This window comes from Halopseudomonas pelagia (assembly GCF_009497895.1).
Classification (GTDB): domain Bacteria; phylum Pseudomonadota; class Gammaproteobacteria; order Pseudomonadales; family Pseudomonadaceae; genus Halopseudomonas; species Halopseudomonas pelagia_A.
The window spans coordinates 1,863,772-1,878,744 of record NZ_CP033116.1; the positions used below are offsets into that span (position 1 = coordinate 1,863,772).

Here is a 14,973-nt window from a genome sequence, read left to right on the forward strand (position 1 = left end):
TTTATATTCTGTCAAAAGAACGGAGGGTGGCGAATGAAGGACTCTAAAAGTCTCTTCGCGATACTCTGATCCATGCACCCGCACTTGGTGAATCGGATGAGTTGGTTACATAACCGCAAAACGCAGTTCAAAATCTACAAGGGTCCTGCAGCTGGCTGGGGTGCGTTGCTGAGCGTTACCCATGCGTGGCTGAACAGCGAACAGCCCATCAAGAACATCAAGGCGTTGCTCAGAACCAATCAACAGGGAGGCTTTGATTGCCCCGGTTGCGCCTGGGGTGATTCACCGGAATCCGGTGCGGTCAAATTCTGTGAAAATGGCGCGAAGGCGGTCAATTGGGAAGCGACCAGCCGGCGGGTGGACGCGACGTTTTTCGCCCGGCACAGCGTCACCCAGTTGCGTGAGCAAAGTGACTACTGGCTTGAATACCAGGGACGCTTGACGGAACCTGTGCGCTACGACGCAGCGACCGATCGGTATCTTCCGATCAGTTGGGATGCTGCCTTTGCGGTGATTGCCGATCACCTCAATCACCTCGAATCTCCAGATCAGGCTGAATTTTATACGTCGGGTCGTGCCAGCAACGAGGCGGCTTTTCTCTATCAGTTGTTCGCCCGTGCCTACGGTACCAATAATTTTCCCGATTGCTCGAACATGTGCCATGAGGCGAGCGGTGTAGCGCTGAACGGGAGTCTGGGAACGGGCAAGGGCACGGTGACCTTCGAAGACTTCGAGCACGCCGATGCCATATTCGTTCTGGGACAGAATCCTGGCACTAATCACCCACGCATGCTTGAGCCGCTGCGGGATGCCGTCAGGCGCGGCGCGAAGGTGGTGTGTTTCAACCCATTGAAGGAGCGCGGGCTGGAGCGATTTCAGCATCCGCAGAAGATGTCGGAAATGCTCACCAACCGATCGAAACCGATGCATACGGATTTCTTTCAACCGGCGCTGGGTGGTGATATGGCCATTCTCCGAGGCATGGCAAAATTCCTTTTGGCATGGGAAAGAGATGCGCAACGCCGCGGGGTTTCCGGCGTACTGGACGATGACTTCATCCTCCTGCAGACCGATGGATTTGCCGCCTATCTTGAGGTACTGGACGCCACCGATTGGGCGCATATCGTTGAGCAATCAGGCCTGAGTCTGGGTCAGATCGAGAGGGCCGCCAAGCTCTATTGCGAGGCTTCCAACGTCATCTTCTGCTGGGCGATGGGCATCACCCAACATCATCACGGCGTGGCGACTATTCAGGAAATAGTAAACCTGCAGCTATTGCGCGGGAACGTCGGTCGCCTGGGCGCTGGCCTCTGCCCTGTGCGCGGGCACAGCAACGTTCAGGGTGACCGCACCATGGGCATCAACGAAAGGCCGCCGCAGGAATTCCTCGACCGGTTGGCGGAGAGCTTTAGTTTCGAGCCGCCACGCGGCAATGGCCATAACACCGTTGAAGCTATCCACGCCATGCTGAAGGGCGAAGCCCGTGTGTTTGTAGCTTTGGGGGGTAACTTTGCGCAAGCCACGCCCGACAGCGTGTTGACTCATCAGGCGCTGAGGAACTGTGCGCTGACGGTGCAGATCAGCACCAAGCTCAATCGTAGCCATCTGATGGTGGGCAGGGACGCCCTGATTCTGCCGTGCCTTGGCAGAACGGATATCGATCAACAGGCAGCAGGCGCACAATGCGTCACCGTTGAGGATTCCTTCAGCATGGTGCACGCATCGTTTGGGCAACTAGAGCCTCTATCAAAGCAGATGCGCTCGGAACCCTGGATCATAGCCGGCATCGCCGAGGCCACGCTGGGCAATCATCCCGTGAGCTGGCAGGCGATGCGTGACGACTATCGGCTGATCCGGGACGCGATTGCCCGGACGGTGCCCGGTTTCGATCAGTTTGAAGACCGTCTGAAACAGCCTGGAGGCTTTCACTTGCCCAACTCGGCCAGCCAGCGTGTGTGGCGTACCAGCACCGAGAAGGCGCGTTTTTCAGCTACCTTCCTGCCGGATAGTCTGGTTCACGAGAAGGTGCGGGCCAGTGGGCAGCGCCACGATCTGATTGTCCAGAGCTTGCGCTCTCACGATCAGTACAACACCACGATATACAGCCTGAACGACCGCTATAGGGGCGTATCCGGGCAGCGCGAAGTATTGTTCATCAACCAGGCGGACATTGACCGGCTGGGCTTCGAGGCCGGCGAGAAGGTTGATCTGGTTTCGTTGTGGGATGACAGGGTTGAACGGAAAGTCAGAGGGTTCACGCTGCTTCCCTACGATATTCCTGAAGGGCAGGCGGCGGCTTACTATCCTGAGATAAATCCGCTGGTTCCGCTGGACAGTTTCGGCGTGGACAGTTTCACCCCGGCATCAAAATTTATACCGATCAAACTGTTGCCTGGAGAGAGGGGAGCGAAGCTCGAATTAACTGAAGCCTGAAAGCTTCATGCATTATTCCCATTCGATTTCAGTGAGCCTGGTAGGAAGTGTTCACGAAGGTTGGTGGATCTGGGCGAGCCGAGGGACTCCATGGAGTATGATCGGCCGCTGAAGTAGCTTACCCGGCGGCCTTTCTTCCAGTGCTGTGCCAGTCAGTGCTCGCTGATGCAGCTGGCTACTATCTTGTGGCCATCAAGGTCGCGCACATAGGCTGCGTACACATTCGGCCCCACATCTCTGAATCCGGGTGCGCCAGCATCCGTACCTCCCGCTTGCAGCGCACGCTGGTGGAACTCATCGACTGCGGCTCGGTTCGCTGCTGCAAAGCCTACTGTCAGGCCATTGCTTACACTGGCTATGTTACCGTCGGCGGGCTTTAGCACGACGAAGCGCGGGCCCGCGCCGCCCCAGAGCGATGCTGTTTCCTTATTACCAAGGTTTTCATAACCCAGTGCGCCAAGCACTGAATCGTAGAAGATACGAGCTCTGGATAGGTCGTTGGTACCCAAAGTGACGTGTGAAAACATAGGACGATTCTCCTGGTTAACGCGCCTTTCATGGCGCTCAGTCGGTTTAAGAGGTTACTTAGGCACGTAGCGGTTAGCCATCCATGCCTAGCAATGCAGTAATGTCACGTCCCGGTTCGGCATCAGCGCCATAGGAGAAGTCCCCTCGGCGCTGGCGCTCGGCCAGTTGTTCCATCTGGTAACGGTATCGGGTGCCAGGCGCATCGAAGCGAGAATGCAGGTCACGCCTGTCTGATGCGTCCAGATAACGCTCATTCTGCGGACGTACCACCGAGTTGTCCTGGGGCTGGATGATGTAATTGATTCGCGGCATCAGATAGCGAAAGGGGGAGGGTGCAGCGGTAGTATTGAAGGTCACGTCGCAACGCGAGCGATGCCTGCCTACCGGCAGAAACGGCTGCAGATTGGGAATGTCGTAGCCTGGCCGGAACCGTGGGTAGGAGATGCAGACATTGCTGCGCAGATGAATATGCAGCACCGCACGGAAATCCTGATACCTGGCGCGTATCCCGCCCACCCAGCGCATGACTGGCGCGACTGACTTCTGCGTGACCATACGGGTTCTGGTTACCGTTTCGGACGTCCATTCCACTTCGACGACGTCGGATTCGGAGATGCCGTCGCCGATAGTATTGGCATGCAGAAAATCGGCGTGGGTCAGGTCGATGAGGTTTTCCACCGAGAGCGCCGATGAGGCGTCGAACCGGACGGTCCGCTGCGTGTAGCCCGGAATATTGCCGTCCAGGGGCAGGAAGGGGATATGGGGCAATAGTTGGATATCCGCGTGGTCGGGGTCGCCATACCACGCCCAGATATAGCCGTAGCGTTCGATGACAGGATAGCTGCCGGAACCGCCGGTGAAGGCGCTGCTGGCGTGGCGCAGGGCTGCCAGCCGTGATGGATGAAACTCTGCCGCTTGAGGTATACCGTTTTCACGCCAGAGAAAATAAGGCTGGGAGTGGATGATCCGGCGGATGGGTCTTGAAGTCACGTCGCGACTGTGCGAGACCGGAAACCAAGTATCGTGCAGATCATAATTGACCGGAGTCCAGTCGGAGGGACGCTTGGTGCGCTGCCCTGCGGCGGTGTCGCTGGTGGATACAGTGTGCATTTTGAATTCTCCTGGCAGCATTCAGACGGCGGCACGTAGGGGGATTAGTGACGAGTCACGTAGCCTTGCCAGATCACGGGAGGGTGCTTCCAGCAGAGCGGCTAGGAGCTTGCCGTCAACCTGAGTGTGCACTCGGAAGGGCGGGCGTTTCATTTTGCGTGCCACCCTCCAGCGCAGCGGTACGTGGCTGACATCACTCTGGGGCAGGAAACCTCGCCAACAGATACTGGTGGTACCGCGTCGGTTGGCCCCCGAGGCAATGAAAACGGTGCACAACGGCGCTTCCTGTTCGGTGAGAAGGTCAACGCGAATGTCGCCTCCGCGCACAGGAACAGACGTACGGACGATCAGGGGATAGTCGACAACGAACTGCGGCGGCAGCACCCTGGTTGACCAGACTGCGCCTCGGTCAAGAATCAGATGGTCATCCTGCAGACGGGGATCGCCCAAAAAGAAGTCAGTCATCTTTACCGCGTCAAAACTGATCAGGCAGTGGGGCCCATCGAGCATTGCGGCAAGATATTCCTCGTGCAGAATACTGATGGTGCCCGCGCCGGTATATTCGCAACCTTCAGGCTGATAAGTTGCCGCAGGCACCGACTCATTCGGCTCACCTTCCCCTAACCAGACGTGAACAAATCCGTTTCGCTCAGCCACAGGGTAGGGTCGCGCCGCATATCGGGCAGGCACTCGTTCATTGGCGTGCAGGTTGGGTATCGTCGTGCAAGCGCCGCTGGCGCCGTCAAATGTCCAGCCATGGTAGCCACACTGGATTCCGCTCTCTATAACGCAGCCAAGGGATAGGGGCACGCGGCGATGGGGGCAGCGGTCTTCCAATGCAAACGCCTGACCTTGCCCATCCCGAAACAGGGCTAGCTCCTCGCCATTGCAGACAACTGCCAGGGGCTTTTCATTGTTTACCGCCTCGGATAAAGCCGAAGCCCACCAAGCGCCATTAACCATCAGGGTTTACCTCGTTATTGTTGTTTTGGTGTTATGTGTGGCCTTCGCCTTGCGGAAAATGCCTGAAAATACTTTAGGCTGGCTCGGCATTTTAATCAAATTAAAATAGACAGATATTTTATAAGTGTTCAAATCTGCGATTTCTTAAGGCATCATGAATTACCCAGTTACCGGAAGCCGTCAGGCGCGGAGAGCCCCAATGCCAACTGTAATTTTCAATTTTTCAGATGATCGTCAACAGGTTGTAGAAGCCGCTGCGGGCCAGACGCTCATGCAGGTTGCGGCCAATCACGGTCTGGAAGGGATCCTGGGTGATTGTGGAGGGGCGTGCCAGTGCGCCACCTGCCACGTTTATATTGACGAGTCGTGGCTGGATCGGTTGCCGGAAATGGATGGCATGGAAGACGACATGCTTGAAGGGGTCGCGGCTCCCCGGCTTGCCCAGAGCCGGCTGGGCTGCTGTGTAACCTTGCAGGCCGAACATGAGGGGATGGCGGTGACGTTTCCTCCAACCCAGATTTGAGACCAGGGGATTACGCAAATAAAAAAGGAAGGATCTGCTTAAAAAGCTCGTCCTTCCCAGGGGGAATCATCAACCGAATGCGTCCCAGTTACGCACCTAGCTATCTGACTTTGGCGTAGATCTTGGCGTGTGGACCGTCGACCTGGGACGTCCAGGCTTGGGGCGAGTCATCAAAGGCAAACTCGGAATAATCCACGGAAATGTTCTGCTCGGTTGCGATGGTGAGAAGGCGTTCCCAAATCTGGCGGCGGTCTGCAGGGGGGCGTTGGCCAGTGCCGATGCAGGAAAGCGTTTTGAACAGTAGATCGGCGATATCGAGATTGACCTGACGACCGGCTCCGGTCCCGATGGTCATGATCCTGGCGCCCCAGCGCGACGCTTTTAATGCATTGAGCATGGGCTGTCCGCATACCAGGTCGAGCACCACGTCGAAACCGTCGCCAGCTTCCTTTTTCAGCGCCGCAACGTCAGTGTCGTCGCCTTTCAGACAGACTGTTGCATCGGCGATACCACGTTCCGTCAGCCGGGCCAGAGCCTTCTCGCTTCGGCCTGCTGCGACGACCCTGCCAGCCCCAAGGTAGCGTGCCAACTGCAATGCAATCTGGCCGAGCGTGCCGGTACCGCCCAGGATCAGAACGTTTTCACCTGGCTGGATACTGGCTGCTTCCAGCGGAACCAGCGCGCCTGTGGCCGCGATCCCCATGGTAATAGCCGTGCGATCATCGATGTGGTCCGGAACATCCCAGACTTCTTCCGCGGGAACTACTGTTTGCTCCGCCCAAGCGCCAAACGGAAGCACTGAGCGTTCGCCGAAATAAACCCGTCTTCCATCATCAGTGCGGCCTACCCCTTCGCCGCGAATCACGCAGGGATACTCGACGCCTAGCCGATAGGCCCCGAGTACGTCCCAGCCACCCAGGCCGGCGGTATCGACATGAATAAGTACGGCGCCTTCCTGGGGAGTCGGTTTCTTGAATTCCTGCATGACGGGCGTTGCGCCGCGTTCAGTAATGACAGCTGCTTTCATTATTGTCTCCTTTGTCGATGCTGCGGTGTTCGCGAGTCGACTGGGCTAGTGGCCCGGTTTGAGGATGTATCGTTGCGCTGAGGTAGATTGGTATCCTGTAATAAGATTCGCATTCTGTCAAAAGAATACCAGTGTGGTTGCTTGCGTGAGTTATGGCGTTCTGATCTGGTCTCCATGGGCATTTCGGAGCCTGGAGTAGAAAGGTCAGAATCGCTAAAAGAGGCAAGTCACAGGCTCGGCAATACAGGGGAAATGGGCGCTTTGGTCGACTCAACCTCAGCGCCCGCTCCGATCAATCGCGCTCGACTGCCAGCGCGACACCTTGTCCACCACCGATACACAGCGTCGCCAGGCCTTTCTTGGCATCACGTCGAGCCATTTCATAGATCAAGGTAACCAGCACACGGCAGCCGGATGCGCCGATGGGGTGACCCAGGGCGATAGCGCCGCCGTTGACGTTGACCTTTGACACGTCCCATTCCAGTTCCTTGCCGACCGACAGACACTGGGCAGCGAAGGCCTCGTTGGCTTCGATCAGATCCAGTTCCGCGATAGACCAGCCGGCTTTGCTCAGGCATTTCTTGCTGGCTGGCACCGGTCCGATACCCATGATCGCCGGATCGACCGCAGCGCTGGCATATCCCTTGATACGCGCCAGTACCGGAAGACTCAACGCCTTGGCCTTTTCCGCCGTCATAAGCATTACGGCCGCTGCGCCGTCATTCAAGGTCGAGGCGTTGCCAGCGGTGACGCTGCCATCCTTTTTGAACGCCGGACGCAGGCCTGCCAGGCTGCCTTCAGATGTCTCGGCGCGGGGTTGCTCGTCGGTATTGAAGGCAACGGGATCGCCTTTGCGCTGGGGAATCATCACTGGGGTGATTTCATTCTGAAAGCGTCCGGCATTGATCGCCGCATTGGCGCGCTGCTGAGAAAGCAGGGCATAGGCGTCCTGATCTTCGCGGCTGACCTTGTACTGGCTTGCCAGGTTTTCAGCGGTGATGCCCATGTGATAGTCGTTGAAGGCATCGATCAAGCCATCCTTCAGCAGGCTGTCCTCAATCTGGGCATGACCCATGCGCAGGCCGGTGCGCACTTTAGGCAGTATGTAGGGTGCCAGGCTCATACTTTCCATGCCGCCGGCAATGATGATCTCGGCGTCGCCACAGCGGATCGCCTGGATGGCCATGTGCACGGCCTTGAGACCGGAGCCGCACAGTTTGTTCAGCGTCAGCGCGGGGGTGCTGAACGGCAGACCGGCATTGATCGCCGACTGGCGGGCCGGGTTCTGACCACAGCCAGCAGACAGCACTTGGCCAAGGATGACTTCATCAACCTGGCTGGCGTCCAGACCAGTACTGCTCATTAATGAACGGATGACGGTGGCGCCCAGTTCAACCGCTGGCACATTCGCCAGCGAACCTTGAAAACTGCCGATGGCGGTACGCGTTGCTGCGACAATGACGACGTCTTGCATGATCTTTTCTCCAAAAAAAACGTGGCTACCATAATGGTAAGCCACGTAAAAACTTCAACGGGCAGCATTCCCAGAGCAGCTTGGTTAGCTACTCCGGAAACCAGTGAGCCTACCCCGCAGGGCAGGCTAGTATTTGCTGTGGTATTGCTCGGTCAGCACCGGACAGCCGGTTGCATCCTGCAATGCCTGGACGGTGATGCCGGGCGCCAGTTCGAGCAGCTCCAGGCCGGCGTCGGTAATATCCAGCACGGCGAGATCGGTAATGATCCGGGTAACCACGCCGAGACCGGTCAGGGGCAGGTCGCACTGCTTGAGAATCTTCGGGCTGCCGTCCTTGGCGTTGTGCTCCATCAGCACTACGACGCGCTTGACGCCGGCGACCAGATCCATCGCGCCGCCCATGCCCTTGACCATCTTGCCGGGGATCATCCAGTTGGCCAGATCGCCTTTCTCCGATACCTGCATCGCACCCAGGATCGCCAGGTTGATATGTCCGCCACGGATCATGGCGAAGGAGTCGGCATTGTCGAAGAAGCTGCTGCCGGGCAGGCTGGTAACAGTCTGCTTACCAGCGTTGATCAGGTCTGGATCGACCTTATCGTCCTCGGGGAAGGGGCCGATACCGAGCAGACCATTCTCGCTCTGCAACCACACATCCATGCCTTCGGGGATGTAGTTGGCCACCAGCGTAGGCAGGCCGATGCCAAGGTTTACATAGAAGCCGTCAGACAATTCCTGAGCAGCTCGTTGCGCCATTTGTTCGCGTGTCCAGGCCATGATCAAGCGCTCCGTGTGGTACGTTTTTCGATACGTTTTTCCGGATTGGCATTGAGCACAATCCGCTGCACATAGATTCCCGGCAGGTGAATCTGATCGGGATCGAGCGCGCCGGTGTCGACGATTTCCTCAACCTCGACAACGCAGATCTTGCCAGCCGTCGCCGCCAGGGGGTTGAAGTTACGCGCGGTCTTGTTGAACACCAGATTTCCGGATTTGTCGGCCTTCCAGGCCTTGACCAGCGCCACATCTGCCGTTAGCGCGGTCTCCATCACATACCACTCGCCGTTGAACTGGCGGGTTTCCTTGCCTTCGGCGATCAGCGTGCCGTAGCCGGTCCGGGTATAGAAAGCCGGAATCCCGGCGCCACCGGCGCGCAGCTTTTCCGCCAGGGTGCCCTGGGGCGTGAATTCCAGCTCCAACTCGCCCGACAGATACTGGCGCTCGAACTCCTTGTTCTCGCCCACATAGGACGACACCATCTTGCGGATCTGGCGGGATTCGAGCAGCAGCCCTAGCCCAAAACCGTCAACGCCAGCGTTGTTGCTGATAACCGTAAGATCCTTTTTCTGCGTATCGCGCAGGGCTTCGATCAAGGCTTCAGGGATACCGCACAACCCGAATCCGCCGACCGCCAGGGTCATGCCGTCGTCGACAAGCCCGGCGAGGGCCTCTCGAGCGTCAGGATAGATTTTGTTCATTGTTATAGATGCTCCTCTTCCCGTTAAGGTGTGTGGTTATTAGTCAAGCTGGCTGCTTCTGGCTCGGGCAACGCGCGAACCGGAGGGCCGGTTCAACAGCGCGCTGATGCGGTTGCCGGCTTGAATCAGCGCGTCCAGGTCTATTCCAGTGTGGATGCCCAGGCCGTTGAGCAGGTAGAGAACGTCTTCGGTGGCGACATTGCCGGTGGCGCCCTTGGCGTAGGGGCAACCGCCAAGGCCGGCAACCGAACTGTCGAATACCTGGATGCCTTCCAGGAGCCCGGCATAGATATTGGCCAGCGCTTGCCCGTAGGTGTCGTGAAAGTGGCCGGCCAGTTGATCACGCGGAATGTGCTGCGCAACGGTTTCGAACAGATTGCGCGTGGCGCCGGGCGTGCCGGTGCCAATAGTGTCGCCCAGAGAGATTTCGTAGCAGCCCATGGCGTGCAGGTCGCGGGCTACGTTGGCCACCTGGCTGGCGGCGATCTCGCCGTCATAGGGGCAACCCAGCACGCAGGATACATAGCCGCGCACCCGCACGCCGGCTTCGGCTGCGGCGCTCATGACGGGTTCGAAACGCTGTATGCTTTCGCGGATCGAGCAGTTGATATTGCGCTGTGAAAAGCCTTCGGAGGCCGCGGCAAACACCGCCACCTCGTCAGCACCGGCTTGCAAAGCCAACTCAAAACCTTTCAGGTTCGGTGTGAGCGCCGCGTAGGTCGTGCCGGCGCGGCGCTGAATCCCTGCAAATACGTCCTGTGAGCCGGCCATCTGCGGGACCCACTTGGGCGAGACGAAACTGCCAACCTCGACGTAGCCCACCCCGGCGATGCTCAGGTCGTCGATCAGACGGATCTTGTCGGCGCTGCTGACTGGCTGAGCCTCGTTCTGCAGGCCGTCGCGCGCGCCTACTTCGACCAGTTTGACCGAGGCGGGCAGACTCATTGCGCTTCCTCCATTTCCACCAGCAGGGTGCCCTCGGCGATCAGCTCGCCTTCGGCGCAGAAGATTGCCTTCACCGTGCCGGCTTCGGCGGCGCGAATGCTGTGTTCCATCTTCATCGCTTCGAGCACCAGCAACACGGCGCCAGCCTCGACCTGTTGGCCTGGCTCGACCATGACGCGCACGACGCTGCCATTCATCGGTGCTTGCAAACCACCAGCGTGCTGGTGGGAGTGGTCGACTTCGGCAATCGGGTCAAATCGATCGATCCGCTGCCAGCTGTCGTGCCAGTGCAGATACAGCGCGCCGTTGCTGATCAGCAGGCGGTGGCGGCTGGTCAGCTGCGCCTCGGTGATCAGCAGCGTCTGGGTAGTCGGGCAATATGAGCAGCCGGTTACGTCTAAGGCGGCAAAGGGCTGGTCCAGCTCGCCACAGCGCAAATGCAGGCGGCTCTGCGCGGGCAGTCCGGCGCGCCAGCTGGTCAGGTCAGTCCATGGGCTGGATTCGCCAGGGCCGGAGGCCACTGACGAGGCGCCAGGCATTGCCAGCAACCAGGCCTTCGCCGCGACGCGCCAGAACTGCTCATCGAGCGCTTCAGGCGCGGGCAACAATTGCTCTGCATGACGCGGAATAAAACCAGTATCCAGTTCGGCTTTGGCGAAGGCGGGGTGAGCCAGAATACGGGTCAGGAACTTCAGGTTGGTCTGCACGCCAGCCACCACGGTCTCGCGCAGCATGGCCAGCAGGGACAAGCGCGCTTCTTCCCGCGTCTCGCCCCAGGCAATCAGTTTTGCGATCATCGGATCGTAGAAAGGCGAGACGACGTCGCCTTCGGTAACGCCGCTGTCCACGCGGCGGCCCTTGCCTGCGGTTGGCTCGCGATAAAGCTGTAGGGTGCCGCTGGCCGGGAGAAAGTCGTTATCCGTATCTTCGGCGTACAGGCGCACCTCAATGGCGTGCCCCATCAGCGGCACCTGCTCCTGCGTCAGCGGGAGCTTTTCGCCTTGGGCCACCCGCAATTGCCAGGCGACCAGATCCTGCCCGGTGATGGCTTCGGTGACTGGATGTTCGACCTGCAAGCGGGTATTCATTTCCATAAAAAAGAATTCCCCGCGCGCGTCCAGCAGAAACTCCACCGTGCCGGCACCGACGTATCCGATAGCCTGGGCGGCCTTCACTGCGGCATCGCCCATGGCCTTGCGCAGTTCGGGCGAAAGGCCCGGAGCAGGGGCTTCTTCAACCACCTTCTGGTGACGGCGCTGGATCGAACAGTCGCGTTCGTTTAGATAAACACCATTGCCGTGCTGGTCAGCAAATACCTGAATTTCCACGTGGCGGGGTTGCAATACGTACTTTTCAACAAGCATGCGCGCATCGCCAAAGGAGGACTGAGCTTCCCGCTGCGCTGATGCCAGTGCTTCAGCCATATCCGCTGCGCGCTCGACCACCTTCATGCCTTTGCCGCCACCGCCGGCGGTGGCCTTGAGCAACACCGGGTAACCGATGCGCTCAGCGGCCGTTACGAAGGTTTGCAGGTCCTGCTCGTCGCCATGGTAGCCAGGCACCAGCGGCACGCCGGCCTTCTCCATCAGCGCCTTGGCCGCTGATTTGCTGCCCATGGCATCGATGGCCGAGGCGGGTGGCCCGACGAAGATCAGGCCCTGCTCTTCGCAGGCACGGGCAAAGCCGGCATTCTCGGACAGAAAACCGTAGCCGGGATGAATCGCCTGGGCGCCGCTGGCGTGGGCGGCAGCGAGAATCTTGTCGACCAGCAGATAACTGTCCGCTGGTTTCGCGCCACCCAGGCTGATGGCTATATCGGCTTGTAGGGCATGCTGCGCCTGACGGTCAATGTCACTGTGTACGGCGACAGTGGTAATGCCCATCTCTCTGGCGGTGCGCATGACACGGCAGGCAATTTCGCCGCGGTTGGCGATAAGCAGGGTATTGATCATTTTTGTTCGTCCCACATCATGGCGAAGTTGTGTGTTGTTCTGTGTTCATTATCTTTAGCCTTGTTGCCATGCCGGTTTGCGCTTTTCCAGAAAGGCGCTGAGTCCTTCCTGGCCCTCAGCGCTGACCCGGATGCCGGCAATAGCCGCTTCGGTATAACTGCGGACATCGCCGCTCGGCTCACCATGCTTAACGGTCTGCATCAGTGCCTTGGTTGCGCTCATGGCCTGGGGGCTGTTCAGCAGCAGGTTATCGACCCACTCCTGTAGCGCTACGTCCAGTTTCTCGGCCGGATAACATTCGGCAAGCAAGCCCAGTTCCTGTGCGCGTTCCCCGCTGAAACGCTCGGCGGTCAGGGCGTAGCGGCGCGCCGCCCGTTGTCCGATAGCCTGCACCACGTAGGGGCTGATCACGGCGGGAAGCAAGCCGATACGCACCTCGGACAGGCTATACAGGCTGTCGTTGGTCCCAATGGCTATATCGCAGCAACTGATCAAACCCAGCGCACCACCAAAGGCTGCCCCGTGTACCACGGCCAGAGTTGGCAGGCTGAGCTGCGCCAGACTGGCCATTAGTTGCCCCAGTTCCCTGGCGTCACTCAGGTTGGCCTGGTAATCGAGCTTGGCGCATTCCTGCATCCAGGCCAGATCGGCTCCGGCAGAGAAATGCTTGCCGCGCCCGCGCAGCAGGAGAAACCGCAGCCCTTCGGTAGCCTGAACCTCGTCCATGGCCGCCAACAACTCACTGATCATCTCGGCATTGAAGGCATTGTTGCGTTCGGGCCGGTTCAGCCACAGGGTCGCTACGCCGTTGTCGCTGTATTCGAGTTCGATTGTCTTGAAGCTGGTCATGGCTTTCTCAATCCGTGTTGTGGCAATCAGCCGCCTGGGTGAAGCGGCGGCTGAAGCAATCACATCCTGAACACCCCAAAGCGGGTCGGTACAATAGGCGCGTTTAGCGCGGCCGATATCGCCAACCCGAGCACGTCGCGGGTCTGCGCCGGGTCAATTACCCCGTCGTCCCACAACCGCGCGCTGGAGTAGTAGGGGTGACCCTGCCGCTCGTACTGCTCGAGAATCGGTTTGCGCAGCGTCTGTTCCTGCTCTGCGCTGAAGGTCTCGCCGGCGCGCTCAGCCTGCTCATGCTTGACCTGCACCAGCACGCCTGCGGCCTGTTCGCCGCCCATCACCGAAATGCGCGCATTTGGCCACATCCACAGGAAGCGCGGATCGTAGGCGCGGCCACACATGCCGTAGTTGCCGGCGCCGAAGCTGCCGCCGATGATCACGGTGAACTTGGGTACCTGGGCGCAGGCCACGGCCGTGACCAGTTTGGCACCGTGCTTGGCGATACCGCCGGCCTCGTATTTCTGCCCGACCATAAAGCCGGTGATGTTTTGCAGGAACAGCAGCGGAATGCCGCGCTGGCAGGCGAGCTCGATAAAGTGCGCGCCTTTTTGCGCGGACTCGGCGAATAGGATGCCATTGTTCGCCAGGATCGCGACCGGATGCCCATGTAGGTGGGCAAAGCCGCACACCAGCGTGGTGCCATACAGCGCCTTGAATTCGTCGAACTGGCTGTCGTCGACCAGGCGAGCAATCACTTCGCGTACATCAAAGGGCTGCTTGGCATCGGCCGGGATGATGCCGTACAGCTCGTCGCTGGCGTAACGCGGATTGATTGGTGCGCGGCAGTTCAGCTCACCCTGTTTGCGCCAGTTCAGATTAGCGATGCAGCGGCGGGCCAGGGCCAGAGCGTGTTCGTCGTTCTCGGCATAGTGATCGGCCACGCCTGAGGTCTTGCAGTGCACATCGGCGCCACCCAGATCCTCGGCGCTGACCACCTCACCGGTGGCGGCTTTGACCAGCGGTGGGCCGGCAAGAAAAATGGTTGCCTGGTTGCGTACCATGATCGCTTCGTCTGCCATCGCTGGCACATAGGCTCCGCCTGCGGTACAGGAGCCCATGACCACGGCAATCTGCGGAATGCCCTGGGCGCTCATGTTGGCCTGATTGAAGAAGATGCGGCCGAAGTGTTCGCGGTCGGGGAATACCTCATCCTGGCGTGGCAGGTTGGCGCCGCCGGAATCCACCAGATAGATGCACGGCAGGCGGTTCTGCTGGGCGATGGTCTGCGCGCGCAGGTGTTTTTTTACCGTCAGCGGGTAATAGGAGCCGCCTTTGACCGTTGCGTCGTTGGCCACGATCATGCATTCGACACCTTCCACGCGCCCGATGCCAGCGATCAGGCCGGCGGCGGGAACGTCTTCACCGTAGACCTCATGTGCGGTCAGTTGGCCGATTTCCAGAAACGGCGAACCTGGGTCGAGCAGGGCATCGATGCGCTGGCGGGGCAACAGTTTGCCGCGCGAGATGTGGCGCTCCTGTGCCTTGGCACCGCCGCCTTCGGCAACCCGCGCCAGCAACGCTTGCAGGTCAGTCACCAGTGTCTGCATGGCCGAACAATTAGCCGCATAATCTGGCGCGTTGCGATTGATTTGACTGTTGAGAATACTCATGGATCATCTCTTTTTATAAGGGCG

At 59.2% G+C, this 14,973-nt stretch carries 13 protein-coding genes; 2 read left to right on the plus strand and 11 right to left on the minus strand.

Annotated elements, in window-relative coordinates:
• Positions 1–96: 96 nt before the first annotated feature.
• A complete protein-coding gene (locus EAO82_RS08855; protein WP_096346508.1) occupies positions 97–2,433 on the plus strand; it encodes an FdhF/YdeP family oxidoreductase in 2,337 nt (778 codons plus the stop codon).
• 152 nt (positions 2,434–2,585) lie between these two features.
• On the opposite strand, the gene EAO82_RS08860 is transcribed toward EAO82_RS08855, so the two are convergent.
• The 3 genes from EAO82_RS08860 to EAO82_RS08870 form a co-directional block, all read right to left on the minus strand.
• Entirely contained in the window at positions 2,586–2,960 is a 375-nt protein-coding gene (locus EAO82_RS08860) for a VOC family protein (RefSeq protein ID WP_096346503.1), read from the minus strand.
• A gap of 73 nt (positions 2,961–3,033) precedes the next feature.
• A complete protein-coding gene (locus EAO82_RS08865) occupies positions 3,034–4,071 on the minus strand; it encodes an aromatic ring-hydroxylating dioxygenase subunit alpha (protein WP_074779731.1) in 1,038 nt (345 codons plus the stop codon).
• 21 nt (positions 4,072–4,092) lie between these two features.
• The gene (locus tag EAO82_RS08870; protein ID WP_096346502.1) at positions 4,093–5,034 is read right to left on the minus strand and encodes a Rieske 2Fe-2S domain-containing protein; all 942 of its coding nucleotides are present in this window, start codon (positions 5,032–5,034) and stop codon (positions 4,093–4,095) included.
• 199 nt (positions 5,035–5,233) lie between these two features.
• On the opposite strand from EAO82_RS08870, the gene EAO82_RS08875 reads away from it, so the two are divergent.
• Complete coding sequence (locus EAO82_RS08875; RefSeq protein ID WP_090274929.1) at positions 5,234–5,557, plus strand: 2Fe-2S iron-sulfur cluster-binding protein; 324 nt, start codon at positions 5,234–5,236, stop codon at positions 5,555–5,557.
• Between the two features lie 100 nt (positions 5,558–5,657).
• On the opposite strand, the gene EAO82_RS08880 is transcribed toward EAO82_RS08875, so the two are convergent.
• The 8 genes from EAO82_RS08880 to EAO82_RS08915 form a co-directional block, all read right to left on the minus strand.
• Complete coding sequence (locus EAO82_RS08880) at positions 5,658–6,584, minus strand: zinc-binding alcohol dehydrogenase family protein (protein WP_074779724.1); 927 nt, start codon at positions 6,582–6,584, stop codon at positions 5,658–5,660.
• 292 nt (positions 6,585–6,876) lie between these two features.
• The gene (locus EAO82_RS08885) at positions 6,877–8,058 is read right to left on the minus strand and encodes an acetyl-CoA C-acetyltransferase (protein ID WP_096346501.1); all 1,182 of its coding nucleotides are present in this window, start codon (positions 8,056–8,058) and stop codon (positions 6,877–6,879) included.
• A 126-nt stretch (positions 8,059–8,184) separates the two neighbouring features.
• Positions 8,185–8,835 carry a CoA transferase subunit B gene (locus EAO82_RS08890; protein WP_096346500.1) on the minus strand — a complete coding sequence of 217 codons (651 nt, stop codon included), beginning with the start codon at positions 8,833–8,835 and terminating at the stop codon, positions 8,185–8,187.
• 2 nt (positions 8,836–8,837) lie between these two features.
• Positions 8,838–9,536 (minus strand): CoA transferase subunit A, encoded by a 699-nt coding sequence (locus tag EAO82_RS08895; RefSeq protein ID WP_096346499.1) that lies wholly within the window; start codon positions 9,534–9,536, stop codon positions 8,838–8,840.
• A 39-nt stretch (positions 9,537–9,575) separates the two neighbouring features.
• Positions 9,576–10,481, minus strand: coding sequence for a hydroxymethylglutaryl-CoA lyase (locus EAO82_RS08900; RefSeq protein ID WP_096346498.1), 906 nt, complete (start codon positions 10,479–10,481; stop codon positions 9,576–9,578).
• Positions 10,478–12,433 (minus strand): acetyl/propionyl/methylcrotonyl-CoA carboxylase subunit alpha, encoded by a 1,956-nt coding sequence (locus EAO82_RS08905; RefSeq protein ID WP_096346497.1) that lies wholly within the window; start codon positions 12,431–12,433, stop codon positions 10,478–10,480. Before EAO82_RS08905 ends, EAO82_RS08900 begins: the two co-directional genes overlap by 4 nt.
• Positions 12,434–12,487: 54 nt before the next feature.
• Positions 12,488–13,282, minus strand: coding sequence for a gamma-carboxygeranoyl-CoA hydratase (locus EAO82_RS08910; RefSeq protein ID WP_096346496.1), 795 nt, complete (start codon positions 13,280–13,282; stop codon positions 12,488–12,490).
• Between the two features lie 59 nt (positions 13,283–13,341).
• Positions 13,342–14,949 (minus strand): carboxyl transferase domain-containing protein, encoded by a 1,608-nt coding sequence (locus tag EAO82_RS08915; protein WP_096346495.1) that lies wholly within the window; start codon positions 14,947–14,949, stop codon positions 13,342–13,344.
• Positions 14,950–14,973: the final 24 nt, after the last annotated feature.